The 17632-nt window shown below is 59.1% G+C and carries 13 protein-coding genes; 9 read left to right on the top strand and 4 right to left on the bottom strand.

Annotated elements, in window-relative coordinates; translation table 11 throughout:
- Positions 1-315: 315 nt before the first annotated feature.
- Both EN852_RS14480 and EN852_RS14475 read right to left on the bottom strand, forming a co-directional pair.
- Complete coding sequence (locus tag EN852_RS14480) at positions 316-1182, bottom strand: MipA/OmpV family protein (protein ID WP_127875702.1); 867 nt, start codon at positions 1180-1182, stop codon at positions 316-318.
- 167 nt (positions 1183-1349) lie between these two features.
- Positions 1350-4013: a glycosyltransferase family 39 protein gene (locus EN852_RS14475; protein WP_127875703.1), complete on the bottom strand. Its 2664-nt coding sequence runs from the start codon at positions 4011-4013 to the stop codon at positions 1350-1352.
- A 222-nt stretch (positions 4014-4235) separates the two neighbouring features.
- Between EN852_RS14475 and EN852_RS14470 the strand changes: the two genes are divergently transcribed.
- The 5 genes from EN852_RS14470 (at position 4236) to lpxD (ending at position 10117) form a co-directional block, all read left to right on the top strand.
- Positions 4236-4979 carry a response regulator transcription factor gene (locus EN852_RS14470; protein ID WP_245519766.1) on the top strand — a complete coding sequence of 248 codons (744 nt, stop codon included), beginning with the start codon at positions 4236-4238 and terminating at the stop codon, positions 4977-4979.
- Positions 4976-6367 carry a HAMP domain-containing sensor histidine kinase gene (locus tag EN852_RS14465; RefSeq protein ID WP_127868212.1) on the top strand — a complete coding sequence of 464 codons (1392 nt, stop codon included), beginning with the start codon at positions 4976-4978 and terminating at the stop codon, positions 6365-6367. Before EN852_RS14470 ends, EN852_RS14465 begins: the two co-directional genes overlap by 4 nt.
- A gap of 148 nt (positions 6368-6515) precedes the next feature.
- The gene (locus EN852_RS14460; protein ID WP_348632097.1) at positions 6516-7748 is read left to right on the top strand and encodes a patatin-like phospholipase family protein; all 1233 of its coding nucleotides are present in this window, start codon (positions 6516-6518) and stop codon (positions 7746-7748) included.
- 171 nt (positions 7749-7919) lie between these two features.
- A complete protein-coding gene (locus EN852_RS14455) occupies positions 7920-8669 on the top strand; it encodes a DUF3313 domain-containing protein (protein WP_245519765.1) in 750 nt (249 codons plus the stop codon).
- Between the two features lie 95 nt (positions 8670-8764).
- Positions 8765-10117: a UDP-3-O-(3-hydroxymyristoyl)glucosamine N-acyltransferase gene (gene lpxD / locus EN852_RS14450; RefSeq protein ID WP_348643433.1), complete on the top strand. Its 1353-nt coding sequence runs from the start codon at positions 8765-8767 to the stop codon at positions 10115-10117.
- On the opposite strand, the gene EN852_RS14445 is transcribed toward lpxD, so the two are convergent.
- Positions 10114-11259, bottom strand: a complete 1146-nt coding sequence (locus EN852_RS14445) for a glycosyltransferase family 9 protein (protein WP_127875704.1) — start codon at positions 11257-11259, stop codon at positions 10114-10116. The genes lpxD and EN852_RS14445 overlap by 4 nt on opposite strands.
- Before the next feature lie 570 nt (positions 11260-11829).
- Between EN852_RS14445 and EN852_RS14440 the strand changes: the two genes are divergently transcribed.
- The 4 genes from EN852_RS14440 to EN852_RS14425 all read left to right on the top strand — a co-directional run bounded on the left by EN852_RS14440 (position 11830) and on the right by EN852_RS14425 (position 16064).
- Entirely contained in the window at positions 11830-12957 is a 1128-nt protein-coding gene (locus tag EN852_RS14440) for a porin (protein WP_127868209.1), read from the top strand.
- Positions 12958-13295: 338 nt separating this feature from the next.
- A complete protein-coding gene (locus tag EN852_RS14435; protein WP_127875705.1) occupies positions 13296-13973 on the top strand; it encodes a hypothetical protein in 678 nt (225 codons plus the stop codon).
- Positions 13974-14309: 336 nt separating this feature from the next.
- Positions 14310-15188, top strand: coding sequence for an SDR family oxidoreductase (locus tag EN852_RS14430; RefSeq protein WP_127875706.1), 879 nt, complete (start codon positions 14310-14312; stop codon positions 15186-15188).
- A gap of 189 nt (positions 15189-15377) precedes the next feature.
- Positions 15378-16064, top strand: a complete 687-nt coding sequence (locus EN852_RS14425) for an aspartyl/asparaginyl beta-hydroxylase domain-containing protein (RefSeq protein WP_127868206.1) — start codon at positions 15378-15380, stop codon at positions 16062-16064.
- A 149-nt stretch (positions 16065-16213) separates the two neighbouring features.
- Here the strand turns inward: EN852_RS14425 and EN852_RS14420 are convergent, their stop codons facing one another.
- Positions 16214-17623: an amidohydrolase family protein gene (locus EN852_RS14420; protein ID WP_127875707.1), complete on the bottom strand. Its 1410-nt coding sequence runs from the start codon at positions 17621-17623 to the stop codon at positions 16214-16216.
- Positions 17624-17632 lie beyond the last annotated feature (9 nt).

The following is a 17632-nucleotide window of genomic DNA, read 5'->3' as shown; positions in this document are numbered from 1 at the left end:
TGATTTTCCGCGTACGGCGAAGGACTTTCTGCGACCGGGGCGGGCGTCACGTCGGAAAGCTTTGCAGCTCGGAGAATGGTTGGCGGCTTGTATCGTCGCGGCGACGCGGCCGAAGATACCGGCGCCCGTTTTTCGTTCTGATCCGCTACTGTGCCCTCGGCCATTTCCAGGCTACCGTGTTCCAGAACACGATGATCCCCTTCGCCTGCATACAGACTGCGGAAAACACGGTGCCGATGGGTGGCCGCCTATGTGAGTCTCAGCGGCCTGATCATGTCGCAAGCGTGGGCGTCGCAGGGGCTGGGCCTTGAGTTCCTAGAACCTATAACCGACAAGGAGCATCCCGGACGGTTGCGTGTCTTTTCGTGTGATCGGGCTGTTCTTTGCATCTCCGGTGAGGAAGCCTACCCCGACCTGACCGCGAACAAGCCAGTTTTCGGTCGCCATGTAAGTTACCGACGCTTCGATGTCGAACCGCTTGAGCCCCGCGCCGGCCTCATACCGACTAAGGCCTGATCGAGCGGATTGAAGAGCGGTGACGCCGAAGTAGGTCTGCATGTACTTGTCGTCCGCAAATGTCGCTGAAGCGCCCGCGGCGAAGAGGAAGTTGTTATAGTTGTGTGAGATGTTTGCTCCCACAACAGCTTGCAGCCCGTCGCTGCCGCCAAACGTCTTGTCGACAGAAGCATAGAATTCCAAAGGCCCCGTCTCATACGAAATCTGGGCTCCGAGGAGTGCTCCGCCTTTAATGTCGCCGAGACCCTTGAGGTGAATTGAATCCTTCTCCTTGCGGCCTCCGCCGAGATCGTAGCCGCCCTTCACGGTGACCTTAAAGCCGCTCGATTCCCATACATCGACGTCTATCCCGCCGGGAGAGATCGTGAACCGGCCGATCGTTGCCGAGACCATCGGAATCGGGACGACTTCGAATTCATCCGAGCCTTCGTACTTCGGCGCATACATCGCTCCGCCGGCGACCATGACGTTCCAATCCGCAAGCTTCTGACGGATAGGGCCATACCGGCGCTGATCCACATTCGCCTCCTGCGGTGAAGCAGCGCCCGGTTCATTGTCGAAGGGCTCAGCCGCGCCTGCTTTCGAAGGGAGCAAGGCAAGCGCCGAAAGGCTCGTGACGACGGCGGCGTGCCGCGAGCGCGCTGAGAAAGACTTCGTCGATGGCATTCGGTCGGCTCCTGGGTGTTGATGGCCTCGGGAAGCCCGACGCAGTCGCACCTCCAGCGGCTGCACTCTCTGAGAGGACGCGGTTGATTTGGATTTTGTGATGTTAAGAAATGTTGCTGCGCGCTCGTGAATGCTGCCCGACGCTCAAAGCGCGGATCGCTTGGATATCACTGTGGAGCGACGTCCGTCGGGCGCCGGTAATTGTATCCGACCCTATAGAAGAAGCGCCCAACCACGGCATGGTTTTTCCACACGGTCTCGGTCCTGACGGACCCGATATGCTCAAACCACCTTGCGAGACGATTGGAGGAGACGCTGTCCTCCTTCACACCGAACAAGATGACCGCGCCACGCCGCGACAGAGAGGGGGCATTCCACACGCCGAACATCAACCCCTCTTCGCCGAAGACGTTTTGACTGGTGATGTTTTCCAGACCGGTTCGCCCCCTGCCGTAGAAAGCAAGTTCGCTGGCGATGTTGTATTTGTCCATCCCGACCAGGAGGGGCGAGTAGCCGGTATCTGCCTTGACGGCGGCCCCGATCTGCTCCGCCCGGAGGGAGAATTCTTCCCAGGCAACGGGCAGACCGCGCAAGCTTCCGGAGTAGCCAACGAAGGGCAGGCCGAGCGCGACGTAGTGGAGCAACACCGCAAAAACAAGCACGCTCGCTACCGTGCCCATTTTCAAAAAGATGATCATGCGCGGCATGCTTCCGCTGCGGACAGCCGTCGCAACAACGTTAGCCATAGCTGGCAACAATGCGAGCCAGATGGGGCCCGTCCAGTTCATTTTCACCGCATGCAGGATACTAAACGCAGCGAAAACCGAGAGCGGCACCAGCGTAAAGATGAGGACGAAAGTGGTGGCCGCTCTGGCGTGGAAACGGTCGGGACGCCAGACAAGCTTGGAAGCTGCCGCAATGCCGAGCCAGATCCCAATCGGACCCAACAAGACCGCAATATAGCCGATGAGGCTGTGGACGGAGAATTGCATTTCCTCTCCCGACCACCGTCTGCTGCCCTGAAATTCGAATGAGGCCCAGCCATTCAGGCCATTCCAGGCGATCACCGGCGAAAAAACGGCCAGCGCGAGGATGGCTGCGAGATAAGGCCATCTGGTTGAAAACCAGAGCCGGGTCTGAGGGTGGATCAGCAGGAACACAAGCGTCGCGGGCCCCAGCAGCGCAATTGTATATTTCGACAGCATGCCCAGTCCAACGCAAAGCCCCGCTCCGAGCCAGGCCGTGGGGCGTAATCCGATTGTTGCACGTTCCAGGAAATAGAGCGCCCCGGCCCATGCTGCCGTGAGGGGTGCATCCGGCGTGGCTAGTAGTCCGACGCCTATGAAAAAGGGCAAAACCGACAGAAGCATCAGGGCGATGAAGGCTTCGTCCCTGCGCCCAAAGAGGTTGTGGGCGAGCCGAAAGCTGAAGAACGCGGTCACAAGCCAGCATCCCGTCGCCATTATTCGAACGCCGAATTCGGAGTCGCCGAAAATCGCGCTCCCGAGCCGAATGAGCCAAGCCACCATGGGTGGATGGTCGAGATAGCCCCAGGCTGGATGCTGTGCGTAGTTCCAGTAATAGGCTTCCTGCGGAATGAGGTCCATGTCGCCTTGATAAACGAGCCTCAGGACGACCACATAGGCCGTGATGGCCAAGGCGGCCATATTCCAACGAGCCGGGGCGGACAGCGACGCATTGGGCCGAAAGACATAGAATTCATTGCCGAGATAGCTCACCACGCCGCCGCCGACGATACCGCCCAGCAGTGCCCAATAGAGCGGCAGGCCGAGTGCGCCGGATCCCGCCGCGATCAATCCGCCACGTATCGCCAGGGCCAGGATGGAGATAACCAGGAAACGTGTGCTTCCAGCGCGACCGCTCGCCCGTCCCTCAAACGACCATCGCGCATGGCCGATGTAGTTGAATGCAGCGGCAAAGCAAAAACCGCAGATGTGAGCCACAGCTAGACCGGCCCCGGCGGCCAACAGGATCGAGACGGCACACAAGTCGAGAAGAAAGCCGACCATGCCCACCGCCAGAAAACGCTGCACGGCGTCCGAAGAGGTTGTTCCGCGGGAAAACCTGACCAACTGCGCGAGATAGGCGATGAACTGCCGGGCGCCAATTTTGGATTTCCCCGCATGCCGATCGCAGAAGGTGATGGGCTTTTCAGCGACCCTGAGGTCGCCGCCACCAGCGTGCAACGCCTCCAGACCGATCTTGAAGCCTTCCGCCTGATCGGCGCCCCTGAGCAAGCATTCGCGGCGGATCGCGAAGAAGCCCGACAACGGGTCCTCGACATCGGTGAAGGGTGCAGCAAATGACGCGCCGATACGTGACAGGATGCGCCGATGCAGCGGCCAGCCGACGCTCGCCCCACCCTCGCAATAGCGACTGCCGATGACCATGTCGAAGTGGCCCGCCGCGATGGGCCGGACCAGATCCATGATCGATGTTGCCGGATGGCTGCCATCTGCGTCCAGCACCACAAGGATCGAAAACCTGGCGTTCGAAGCAGCCCATAAGACGTCGGCCGCCAATCCGCGCCCGCTTCCATTCCTCAAGAGGCGAACCGGATGACTTTCTTGCCAATCGGTGACTTTCGCGCATGTGCCGTCGGCCGAGCCACCATCGGTAACGATGATCTCGAACTCGCAATGCCGGGAAACCTGGGCGAGGATCGCACGCAGGGTACGGTCGACATTGCCGACTTCGTTGAGGGTGGGCACGATAATGGACACAGATGGATGAACGGCGCCAACTGTCGCGTCGCCAGGCCTCGACTTCGAGCTCGCCTCTGCCAGGTTCGATCCGACACGTGAATGCATGAAGCTCTCCGGGCAATGGCCGTCAGCGTCTGTTGTCCGGACTGCTGGTAGCGTCCCGGCTCATCGGAGAGGTTTAAGTGTTGTTAAGCTGTGCTCGGATTTGTTTCGCCTTGGTCGACAGGCGAGCTGCGCGGCAGCAACAAAAATAAACACAATTATTGCTGACAGCTCCGGAGCAGGGGGGGTATTGCCTAGTCTAGAGACGATCCGATGGCTGGACCTATGGACAATTTCGCATACACCGTACCCTCGCAGGGATCGCCGCGCATCCTTGTCGTTGAGGACGATCGGGATATCGCGGGCATGCTGATCGAGTTGATGAAAGATGCGGGCTACCTGGCCGAGGCCGTCGGTTCAGGCACCGAAATGGATCGGCTGCTGCGGAAAAAGGACTTCAACCTCATTGTGCTCGACGGGATGCTGCCGGGGGAAGATGGGTTCAGCATTTGCCGCAGAATCCGATCGGCCGACACCACGCCTATCCTCATGCTGACCGCGCTGACGAAGGAGGTCGACAGGGTGGTGGGGCTTGAGTTGGGGGCAGACGACTATGTGACGAAGCCCTTCAGTTCCCGGGAATTGCTGGCGCGGGTGAAGGCGCTTCTGCGCCGATCGGCCTATGCCAGCCAGTCCAAACCGAGCCAGGAACCGCTGACCTTCGCGGGCTGGAAGATAGATCCGGTCGCGCGTGAGCTAACCGATAGCGAGGGTGTCCATGTGCCACTCACCACGGCCGAGTTTGACGTGCTCCTGGTGTTTTGTCAGAACCCGCGGCAGGTGATGAACCGGCAAGAAATCCTCTCTTGCACCCATGCGGGGTCGGCGGGACCGGTGGACCGCAGCATCGATGTGCATGTCAGTCGGATCCGCCAGAAGATTGAGCCGAATTACAAGGAACCCACCTTCATCAAGACGGTGCGACTGGGGGGCTATATCTTCACGCCGGAGGTTACGGTCGCCGCATGATCGGCTGGTTCAGACAGGCCCCGATCCGCCTGCAGTTCATCGTGCTTGCCGCGATCCCCATCCCGGCGGTGCTGCTGAGCGTCATTGCACTTCTGCCGGAACCATACATCTTCAAGAACGGCCCCGCTCAGACGTTGGTGACCGTCAGAAGCACACAAATCGAGTTGATCGTAGAACAGGTCAGAAACAGCTCCAGCGAGGCCGACGTTGAGAAGCTGCTGCGCGCGACAGCTCCGATTGGGCTCGATATGCAGCTCCTGCCTTGGGCGGATTTCAGCTTAGTCAGCAGCCAAAGAGAGCATTTGCAGTTCGTCGCCGACGAGCTGCGCGACGTGCTCCCGAAGGACTTCGAGGCCGTGGTTGTGCCCCAGGACGAGGAGCACAATGCTCTGGTGGTGCGCGTCGACGCCAAGCGTGGTCTTCTGGTGCGCTTCTCCGACGCGGACACCTATCCGGCATTCTTGAGCGCGATTGTCGAACTCATCGCAAAGATCCTTATCTTGATCCTCCCAATGTTGCTTTTGGTGCTTTACATCGGCGGCCTGATCACGTCGCCGCTTGTCCGCTTTGCCGAGGCGGCAAAGAGCCTGCGGCTTGACAGCAAAGAGGACGAACTTTTCACGGTCGCTGGCGCCAAAGAGCTCCGCACCCTTGCGACGGCGCTTAACGACATGCGGCGTCGCATCCATAAGATGCTTGATGACCGTACACGCATGTTGACCGCCGTGAGCCATGACCTCAGGACACCCCTGACACGGCTACGCATGCGCGTGGAGCGGTCGAAGGACATCCCCGCCAAGCAGTTGATGCTTGATGACATCACCACCTTGACTGCGATGATCGAGGACAGCCTGCAATATCTGAGCAGCACCGCCCGGGACGAGCCGCTGCGCAAGGTAGACATCGCGGCCTTGCTGAAGACCATCGTCGCCGGATTCTGCGACCTGGGCCACACGGTTATCTATGTCGGTCCCGAGCGCTTCGGGTACTCCTGCAAACAGAAAGGCCTGACACGCGCCATAACCAACATTGTGGAAAACGCCGTCAGGTTCGGCACCATCGTCCATGTCCAATTATCCAACTCTTCACGGGGCGAACTGTCCATTGTGGTCAGGGACAATGGTCCCGGTCTTGCTCAGGGCCTGCACGAAAAGGCCTTGGAGCCATTTTTCAAGGCGGATGAGGCCCGCACCTCGACGACCAACAGCGGTTTTGGCCTTGGTCTATCGATAGCGGACGAGATTGTGAAAGGCCATGGCGGCTCGCTGACCTTGGAGAACATCGTTCCCCACGGCCTGCGCGTGAAAGTCTCGCTGCCGCAGGCCCAGATTGTCGCGAGCCCGACGGTCAAATTGGCGGACGCACAGGCAAGCGCTTTGGCGGGTTGACGAGGTCCTTACAAGGCGAAGCGCCGCCTGCAGGCGCCTCACCAATTTCGTTCTGGGTTGTTCAACAATTCTTAACAACTCAAAACCCAAGACAATCGTGAATCGGCGCTAGTGCCGCGCAAGGCGGCTCGTGAGGGGCTCGCCAATTGTGCTGAAGGACTGGAGCGACTCCCAGCGCTTCACCGGCAGCCCGGCGCAGGCGGTAAACGTGCATCGATTGATGGTCATTTTATTGCTGGCGTTCCTGACCGGCTGTCTGGCGCCAGATCGGATCGACTACGGCGCCAAGGTCGCAAGCGTTGCCACCATTGACGGCTTCGAGGATATCCGCACCTACGCGGATCTGGCCAAGGGGCAGGCCGATCAACGGGCTTGGCTGCCGATCGCGAAGAACAAGGAAATCAATTACCTTGTATTGTCGAGCGGCGGGGGCGCAGGCGCTTTCAGCGTCGGTGCCCTGAAGGCGTGGTCAGAAATCGGTACCCGCCCTCAATTCGATATCGTCAGCGGCGTCAGCACCGGTGCGTTGATCGCACCCTACGCTTTCCTCGGTGCCAACTATGACCAGGCCCTCGTCGACCTTTACACGAGCGGCATCGCAGAAACCCTGGTCGACGCCGATTTTCTGCCCAAGGGGCTATTTGGGCCGAGTCTGCTCAAGCAGCAGCCACTACGCCGGATGGTCGAAAAATACCTCACCGCCAAAGTGTTAGCCAAGATCGCCGCTGAACACCGCAAAGGCCGGCGACTGCTCGTGCTGACCTCGAATCTCGATTCCCAGCGGGCGGTCATCTGGAACATGGGGGCGATCGCTGACAGCGGCCGACCCGACGCGCTCAAACTCTTCCAGGACGTCATCATCGCCTCCGCCAGCATACCGGGCATGTATCCCGCGGTGCTGATCAAAGCGAAGTCCGGGGCTCAGTCCTTCGAAGAGATGCATTCCGATGGCGGTTCGGTGTCGCAGATTTTGACCATCCCTGAAGGCTGGATGGCCGGGCGCGATAAGGATGCGTGGCGCAAGGGCCGCCGCTTCAACATGTTCATTCTGATCAACAACGCGCTGATGCCCGAGTTCTCCACCACGACCAACAACACCTTTGTCGTCATGGCCAGGGCAAACGCCACGCTCATCAAGTCGCAAACACGCGGTGCTTTGCTGGCGACATATCTCTACGCCCAGAAGAAGGGCATCCGGTTCCATGTCGGCGTCATCGACATGCAGGTCCCGTACAAGATGACCGATCCGTTCAACACCCACTACATGCGCGCGCTCTACAGCCTCGGCTACGCCAAGATGGCCAGCGGACATCTCTGGCAAGATACGCCGTTGTTCGCTGAAAAGCGCGTCGCAGCAATGCCAGATGAACAAAATCCATAGCGTCCGGCAACCACGTTCACGTCAGCAAGGAGAAATGAATTGCCAAATTCTCGATCAGGTAGAGCTCGGAACTGGCCAAATCCGCGCCGGCTTGGCCAAGCGCTGGTTCCCGCCCTCGCCGTATCGGCAATTGCCGGCTGCACATCGGTGCCCCTACAGCCCGGCGGCTCCTTGGCCTCTTATGACGATATGGCCAAGGTCGACGGACGGATCAAGAAAGCCGAATACAAAGCCGTTCCGCAAGATCTAAACCAGACCAAGACGGTATACATCGAACCCACCATGGTCTCTGCCTATGCGGAGCAATCGGTTAAGAAGCCCTCGGACAGCGCGTTAGTCGCCAACGCCATCAACCGTGCACTCTGTGTCGGCGTCAGTGATCGTTTCCAAGTGGTCGACAGCATGAAGGATGCCGACCTCATAGTACACGCCACCGTGACGCGCATTGTGCCGACCAACGCCACGATGGCCGGCGTGTCGACCGCAACGTCGCTCGGAGCATCCTTCGTCTCGCCCGTGCCCGTTCCCAGATTGCCTTTGGGCCTTGGCGGCCTTGGCGTTGAAGCCGAGGCAACCACGAGGGATGGGGAACAGGCCGCCGCGATGGTGTGGTCCAAGGGGGCGAATTTCATTACCACCAGCGCGAGAATGTCACAAGTCGGAGATGCCTATTCCCTGGCTTCCAGCTTCGGCAATGACTTCTCAAAGATGCTCGTCACAGGCAAGACGCCGTTCAAGGGTCTGCCAAAACTTCCATCCTTTCAGAAGCTGAAGTCCAATCTCGGCGGCAAACCGAAATACCACGCCTGCGAAAGGTTCGGCCGGGATCCCGGTCTGAAGGATTTTGCCGGCTCCCAAATTGGTCTCCCGCCGTCCTGGACGGATAAGCCGCCGCGCGCGGTGAACAGCGGAAGTTTGTAAGAGCCGAGCCAGGGGGCGTTCAAATGGCACGACCCGGTGGCAAGCTGCGACCGACGGCCAAACATGCCGGCCGTCGATCTTTTGCCGCTCGGGCCTTGGCCCTGCTCCAGAGACTCACAGATCGCCTGATCGACTTCGGCATCGACGGCCTGGTGACGACGGTGATGGCCGTCCTCGTGCTGTTCCATCTGACGAAATGGGCCTCACGCCGCCTGCGCGACAGCCTGGTACCTGGGTCGGCCGATACGCAGCCTCATCAACTCTTTCCGCTCCTCCACACCGAGGGCCTGCCTCCCGAAACCGCGTCGCTCGCCGGCGGGCCCGCGGTCAGTCGGTCGGCCTGCAATCCCCGCCCCCCTGGCAGGCCGACCGACCCTGATCAACCGGCTCACAACAACGATTTGCGCACGGCCCAGACCGACACCAGCCGGGGCATAGCCTTGGCGGAAATTGCTCAGGACGCCGGGGCTCAGCTGCCAAACGATGCCGATCCAACGATGCGCCTGCACAGCGGCGCCAATCTCGATACCGCGCGGCCATGGCACATAGCCTATTTTGACGATGCCCGTCATGTGGAGGCGCTACGTGCCACCTGCGCCGGCGCTTGCCTGGTCGCTGAGCGTTTTGCCCATCTGGTGCCCGAGGGCACAATTCCCATTATCGTCCAGCATCCGCGACTGGCCTATGCGAGAATTCTGGCGCGAATGCATCCCGAGGCCGTCCGGGCCCCCTCACTCTTTGGCAGCGCCGGCGTGATTTCTGGGTGTTTCGTGCATCCGACAGCTCGCATTGGAGCCGGTGTGGTGCTCGACCCGGGGATCGTCATCGGGGAAGGGGTTGTCATCGGTAATGCGACCTCCATCGGCGCCCACGCTATATTGGGTCCTGACGTCGTGATCGGCGCGGATTGTTCCATAGGGGCCAATGTGACTATCGCCCACTGCAGCATCGGGGAACGGGCGGTGATAAAGCCGGGGGCATGTCTGGGGCAGGATGGCTTCGGGTTTGCGACGAGCCGTTCGGGACATTTCAAGCTCGTTCATCTCGGTCGGGTCGTACTTGGCAACGATGTGGAGATCGGCGCCAACACCACGGTCGATAGGGGCAGCGGCCGTGACACCGTTATCGGTGACGGGACCAAGGTCGATAATCTGGTGCAGATCGCTCACAATGTCAGAATCGGGCAGCGCTGCGTCCTGGCGGCTCAGGTCGGGATCGCGGGATCGACGACGGTGGAGGATGAGGTCGGCATAGGCGGCCAGAGCGCTATTGCTGGCCATTTGCTTGTCGGTCGCGGCGCTCAACTCGCGGCAGCCTCCAGGTTGATGCGAGACATTCCAGCGGGTGAACGGTGGGGCGGGATGCCGGCGAAACCGTTGCGGGAATGGTTCCGCGAAGTCACCACAGTCAAAAATCTGGCGAAACGCCGGAGCGGGAATTCGCCCTAAGGGCGCGTCGCCTCCGCTCTTAGCCCTCTATTTTGCGCAACGTCGATCAAATCGAGCGTCGCTGCTACCACGTCGTCGACGCGCAAGCGATGAACGCAATAGACCCGGCCGGGATTGTTTGGCATGCACATGCCGGCGGCAACACACTGGCAGGGCAGGGGCGGCGCCAAGGTTCGATGCGGCACCCCCACTGGGGACCAGACGTCGGGGGGCGTGAGGCCGTACAAGCCAACAACCGGCGTTCCGGTGGACGCCGCCAGATGCATCGGACCGCTTTCGTTCCCCAAGAAAATCAACGCGTTCGAAAGCAGCGCGACCAGTGTCTCAAGCGACACTCTCCCCACCAGGCTCACAGCCGGTGACACAGTTGATGCGAGTATGGTTTTCTCTGACTCTGTCTCATCGGGACCGCCAATCAGGAGGGCGCGAAGACCTCTGGCGGCAAAGATCTCGTCGATCACCGTGGCGAAATGTTGCGGCTGCCAGCACCGCCCTTCAAATCTGGCGCCGGCATGCACGGCAATGTATGCGTTTCCGATCAGCTCATTCACCGCCAAGAGTTCCTTGGCCTCTTCTCGAGCTCCAGCTGTCGGCTCAAGCCTGGGCGTGGCATCCGTCACATTGATATTGAGAGCGCGCAGAGGCGACAGATATCGGTGCAGATAATGGGGTCCTTCTGGGCCAGAGGGCTCAGCAAAGATGTTGGCTGGCTGCCTTTCCCAGAAGCGCAAAGGGTTTTCGGGGGGCTCGAATCCGACCCGCAGGGGGGCGCCGACCAATCCATGCAGGAGCCGGGACGTTCTGGAGTCGCTCAGATCGATTGTGAGGTCAAACCTTCGCCGGCGCAGCTCCCCGATCAAATCGTAGTATTCGCTCAATCGCGCGAGCAGGCCCTTACCCTTGCCTCGCCTGTCGAACCCCAGTGCATCATCGGCGATTTTTTGCGCAACCACGAAGCTGCAGAGTCCAGGCGTACAAAGTATTGTTATTCTAGCGCCTGGAAAGCTGAGGCGAAGATTCCGCACCACCGCGGACGTCAGCACCATATCGCCAATATATTTGGTCTGGATGACTAGGATGGATGCCACGATCGGCCGAGCATGCCGTTCCTTGCCCAACACAACTGAAAAGCCGTCAGCCATGATTTTCGATCCGGCTGTGGCCAGGTGGCGCGTAAGCGCCATGCATGCTGCTGAGCCGCAAAACTAAGCTTCCAACCCGGGGCATTATCTCAGCGGACCTCCGCGCTCGCGCACGGATGGCACTGAAACCTCGTCCTGCTGTTGCCGTGGATTTTGTGTTGTTAAGATTTGCTAAGCACCGGGAAGCAAAGGCCCCTTCCGCGCAATCTCGACGGAACAACCATACTCGTTTAGGCGACCGCTTGGCTTGCGAGCCGGCTGCGTCGGAAAATCTGCTCTCGCAGATTGCGCCCCAGATAATGTCGCGTTGCCACCAATTATTGTCTTGTTCGTATCATCTGTGCCAAAGGTTTCATTACGTTTCATAAGTATCATGCGTATCATATTTCGTGATATTTCAGCAACATCGCCATTTATAGCGATATTGAACCAAGTGATTTTATCATATTACCATTGAAGAATCGAAGTCGACCGATAATCCATTGCGAGGAGGCGGCGATATCTGCCGTTTCGATACGGGGACCGAGGCTAAAGTCTTAGCCGCCCCTCAACGTCACTGGAGGTCAGACAATGAACATCAAGAGCCTGCTTCTCGGCTCAACTGCGGCGCTGATTGCAGTTTCGGCAGCGCGTGCCGCCGACGCGATCACCGTCGCCGAACCGGAACCCGCGCAATACGTCAAGATCTGCGACGTCTATGGTGCCGGCTACTTCTATATCCCCGGCACTCAGACCTGCCTGCGCATTGGCGGCTTTGTCCGCTACGACATCGGCATGGGCGATCGTGAGGGGGTGCAGAACGTCCCGGACCATCTCAAGAGCGGCAAGAGGAACGACACCTATTTCAAGCAAGCCCGCTTCACTTTGAAAACATGGACTGGCGAAGAAACCGAACTCGGCACGCTGAAGACCTACACCGAAGTCCGCTTCAATTACGGCAACAACGCCGGGGATTACACCGATCAAAGCGGGAGCAACACAAAGCGGAATCACTGGCAGGCCGGCAACAAGGATGTGTCGTTGAACTTCGCCTGGATCCAACTGGGCGGTCTTCGCGTCGGTAAAGACGAATCGGCCTTCGACACCTTCATCGGCTACGCCGGTAATGTCATTGACGATACGATCGTCCCTTATGGCGAGTTCGACACCAACGTTATCCAGTACTACTTCGACGCCGGCAACGGCTTCTCGGCAGTTGTCTCGCTGGAAGAAGGGTCGGGCGTCAACACCATCGACAGCTACGTCCCGCATGTGGTCGGCGGCGTGAAGTACACACAGGGCTGGGGTGCCGTTACCGGCGTACTCGCTTATGACAGCAATTACGAAGCGATCTCCGGGAAGGTTCGCTTGGACGTCAACGCGACCAACGAGTTGTCCCTGTTCGCCATGGTTGGCTACGGCAACAAGGATGAGGTGACGGAGCCGAACACCGGACACAACTTCTACAAGCTTTGGGACGGCAGCTGGGCAATTTGGGGCGGCGGCACCTACAAGTTCAACGACAAGACTTCGTTCAACGTCCAGGTTTCCTATGACGAAGGCAAAACCCTCGGTCTGGCCGCGAACGTCGCTTATGATGTCGTCCCCGGTTTCACGGTCACGGCAGAGGTCGACTACTACAACAGGGCAAAGAGTGACTTCCGCCTCGTCAAGGACGATGGCGTCGGCGGCATCCTCCGCTTCCAGCGGTCATTCTAGCATCAGTAGCTTTTGCCATCCTGGTCCGCGGCCCCCAGCCGCGGACCATTTTCCTTTGTAGGAGATGCCCCGGTTAGCTCTGACGGGCAGCCGGGGGTTGGTATGAAATAATTTGTTCATCGCATATGTTTGTACATATTTCTAAATATTAAAACACGCCTTCAAACAATAATGTCATCGATAAACCGAAAATCACCAGTAAGAAGCGATTAATAAGTGTTTCTTCATTTTGTATGGGGGCCGGTGGCTTGTCACATCACCGTAAAATGATGATAGTGATTAGAGGATCCAGCGAGGCAGAAGCTATTCGGCGCGCCGAGGTCTGGCGTGACAGCGTAATGAAGGTCGCCGGCGTTCTCGGCGCGGACGGTTTCCGTTACTTTAACAGCCAGCAGGCATCGGGCCCTTACGGGTGGGGATATCTGGTCACGTATGACAACGCGGCCACAGACGTCGGCCTGATCGTCGCGGGGGTGACAACCCGGCTGAACGAGGTAGGATGGCTTGGCGCTCACGAAATGGACAGCGTTGCGTGCTTCGAACCAGTTGAGCCGCAGCCCCAGGATGCCATCAACGGTAATTCGGCACTGGCAGGCACGAAGGCCCGGCTGACACCTGGCAACTCCAAGCGGGTGGCTGAACCAAATTTGACGCGTTGGCGGCCAGCCGATGTGACCTCGATGCGACTTGAAGATTGGGCGGGCGCCGTTGCCGGACCCACCTATCTGGAATTGAACTTTCAGATTCCCCGGTCGACGTTGCACCGCTGGCAAAAGCGCAATCAGGTCATTGCATTGCGCAAAGGCCTTGGCAGGCACGTTTTCCCACTGGCGCAATTCGTGGACGGAAGGCCTGTTCCAGGAATTCCGGACGTTTTTGCCCTGGCAAAGAACCCACGGCTTGCATGGTCGTGGTTGGTCCACCCTTCGCCGCATCTGGGCGGCGATCTTCCTATTGACCTCCTGAGGCGAGATCTGGTCACTGAGGTGATGGCCGCGGCTCGGCGGGCTTTTTAGGTTGGCAATATCTGAGTTAAACGCCGGCCTGTTTCGCCTGCAGCAAATAATATGCTGGTTCGTATTCTGCTATCTGAATGATCCATAGCGAATGTATATTTTGTTATATTTCAGATTGGTTGTTGAATTGACTTAAATAGCTTTTCCAATCAAGTAAGATCGGGCCTTTGGTCGATCCAATTCTACCCGGTGTAGCCATTTGCCTGCCCGTCGCCACTACCACCCCCCGGGGCGACGGGCTCCACGGGGAGGCGACGGCGGAAGGGACAGAGCCATCCTGCTGCGAGCCGGCGTGCAGTGGGATAGTCCGGGATTTCTCCTCAAAAAGGATTTTTTATGGGAACTCCATTGCGTGGGAAATTTCTGGTGACGGGTGCCACTGGGCAGTTGGGAGAGCTTGTCATAGATGCTCTCCTGGGGCGACTTTCTGCTGACAGGATCGTTGCGGCTACACGCTCCCCTTTGAGCATTGAGGCGCAGCGCTTGCGGTCAAAGGGCGTCGATGTACGGGTGGTCGACTACAGGGAACCTGAGCTCGTCGCGGCTGCCTTTGAGGGGATGGAGCGATTGCTCCTTATATCTGGGACAGATGCTCATGCACGGGTTCAGCAGCACCGGAACGCGATCACCGCAGCCGAACAGGCGGGCATCGAACTGATCGTCTACACAAGCGTTCTTCGCGCGCCGGAGTCAGCTCTCGCGGTAGCGCAAGACCATAGGCAAACGGAAGCGGACCTCGTCGCATCCAGGGTTCCTCATGCAATACTTCGAAATGGCTGGTATACTGAAAACTACCTAGCGTCGTTGCGGTCAGCCCTCGATCGAGGGGTACTGTTCGGATGTGCGCGAGACGGCCGGATTTGCTCGGCAGCTCGTGCTGACTATGCTGAAGCTGCTGCGATCGTCTTGAGTACAGACGATCACGTAGGTCGTGTCTACGAACTGGCCGGCGACGAGGCATTCACTCTCGACGAATTGGCGTCGCAGGCTGCCTCGATTAGCGGGCAGCCCATTGTTTATCGAGACCTTTCCCCGTCAGAGTACCGGGACAAGCTGCGTGCCGCAGGATTGCGCGATGAGCTGGCAGACCTTTTGGTCGACTCTGACGCTTGCGCTGCAAAAGGCGCTCTCGAGGATTGCAGCCGCCAACTGAGCGTGCTCATCGGACGGCCGACCCGCCCGCTTGGCGAGGTGCTGGCCGACGGGCTGCGATGAGTTGTCCTCATCGCCATTGGACCACCTGGTGTGCTTCGCCGCGTCGCCTCGTACATAATTCTCAACAGAAATAAACAGAAGAAAACCGGAAGCCGGAATAGCTAAGTGGAAATGCCGATGCGCGGCTAGCGTGACCCAAGGGCCGCTGGACCTCAATCGCAGGCATCAGGTAACCCTATTGAGGAATGAATGTCACGCATCTATGATTTCGCAACCAATTTCGTGCGCCGGATTTATGAAAGGCGCATACGAGCTCCGGCGATCCTGGAGGCCGAAACTCAATTCCCCAACGCTGCGAAGTTTGTCGGCGCATGGAAGGATATCCGTGACGAGGCGCTCGCGGTTCGGTTGACCAAGGTTCCCCGGTTTCATGACATCATGCCCGAGCAGGCAGAAATCTCGGCCAATGACGGCCTTGATTGGCGGATGTTCGTGCTCAAAGCCTATGACATGACGATACCGGAAAACCTGTCGCGGATGCCGGTCCTCAGCCGGCTGCTAAATGAGAGCCCGGAAGTCAAATCAGCGGCAATCTCGTTCCTGGCGCCGCACAAGCACATTCCAGCTCATCGCGGGCCATTCCGCGGTGTTATGCGGTTTCATCTTGGCTTGGTGATCCCACGCCAGCCGGACGGTCGCCCGGCGACAATCATGATGATCAATCATCAGGAAAGGCGCATTGCAGATGGCGAATGCATGCTCTGGGACGATACCTTCGAGCACGAAGTGATGAATAAGTCCGATCAGCCTCGCGTCGCGCTTCTTCTTGATGTCTGGCGTCCAAACATGCCGGTCGACATGGAGATGCTGTCAAGGCTGATCGTGCGAGTGGTCCAGATAGGCATGCGTTATCGAGGTGTGTCCTTCGCCGGTTGAAGCCACAAGGGAACCGAATGAGCAAGAAGCAGGAGGCTATCGGCAGGGCGGTGGCTCCGTTCGGCGCATTCGAAGATGTGGTGCCGGCCCATAGAAGGCTTCGTGCGCACCTACAATCACACTGCGCAGGGCAAGAAACCTAAGGCCGATCAGGCAAGGTGAAGGCGGGCCGCAAGGCCGCGCACTGAACGGCGGGCGCGAGCGATCACGGCGGGCCTGTCGGCCTTCAGCACCTCTCCATGCTTTAGAACGCACTTGCCGTCGACGAACACGGAGTCGATTGTGCCAGCGTCGGCAATTACCGCGAATTCCAGCGCCGGATCAAGCCCAAGGTTTTCGGATACATCCGGCCTACGCACTACGAAGTCGGCCCGCTTGCCGACCTCGAGACTGCCAAGCTCCGAAGCCGCGCCTACCGTGGCAGCTGATCCGATTGTGCGCATGCGCAGGATTTCGGGGCCCGACGCGGCCAGCCCCGTTGCCGCCGCCGTTACCGTTGCCAATGTACCGAGCCCGCCAAAATGCACAGCGCGAGGAATGTCGCTTGCGATCCCGACCTTTACGCTGGCCCGGTGCAGCTCCACCATCCGGCCTTCGGCGCCGCCCCGGCCAAGCATCTGCAACTGCCCGTAGGGACACCATACTATGCCGACGTCCCGCGCCTTGAGGATCTGGACGTCCCCAGGATGAACGGCATTCATGTGCACAAAGGTGACGTGGCTGCCGAGGAGACCCTCTTCGCTCATGTGCTGCATCATGCTAGCCCCGAGCGCGTATTCCCGTTGACGGTAAAGGAGGGGCGCGTAGCCCAAATGTTCCTGCATCTGCACGCCATGCTCACGGGCCAGATCGAAGGCGGCGCGGAAAAGAGCTTGAGAGTCCGTGCCTTCGCCATAGAGGCCGACAAATGCTCTGACGAGACTGTTCCGGTCCTTGTTGCGGAATAATTGTGATCCCAGGCGGCGAAAGGCTTCGTCCCGATTTTTTGGCCAAAGGGCAAGAAAGGACTCGCTGACAAGTTCCGGGAAGTGTTTCTGGAGTTCGGTGCCGGCGTCGGCGACATACGGATCGGTAAGCCATATGCGAATGCCGAATTCATCCGCGACCGGGGCGACCGCGTCAGGCGAGAAGATGGTGCCCGGGTCGACGAAGCCAGTGTAGCCGCTTCTTAAATAGTCGACGGCCGCCAAGGCCGCGCTCGCATGCTCATCATCCGGCGTAAGCGCGGCTTTCCAGTCGCCCATGGTGACACTTGTCCCGTCCATGCAGGCAAGAACGCTGCGCGAGGTGTATTGGGAAATATGGACATGGGCGTCGATGAAGCCGGGATGGAGTATTCCTCCGCCTGCGTCGATCACCTCGCGGAAATCATGGCGAGAAAGGATGTCCCGACTGTATCCGACCGCAACAATCAGCCCGTCGTGGATTGCGATGGCGCCATTCGCGATCACATGGTCTTTTTCATCGACCGTCAGAAGCACCGCATTGTGAACGACAAGGTCATACATGGGCCTCTCATTCTTCGACGGACCCATCGTCTTCGCCGTCAAGACTTCCATGATTTCTCT

It is taken from the genome of Mesorhizobium sp. M2E.F.Ca.ET.209.01.1.1, from assembly GCF_004010375.2.
Lineage (GTDB): Bacteria > Pseudomonadota > Alphaproteobacteria > Rhizobiales > Rhizobiaceae > Mesorhizobium.
This window is presented reverse-complemented; position numbering and strand designations above follow the sequence as displayed.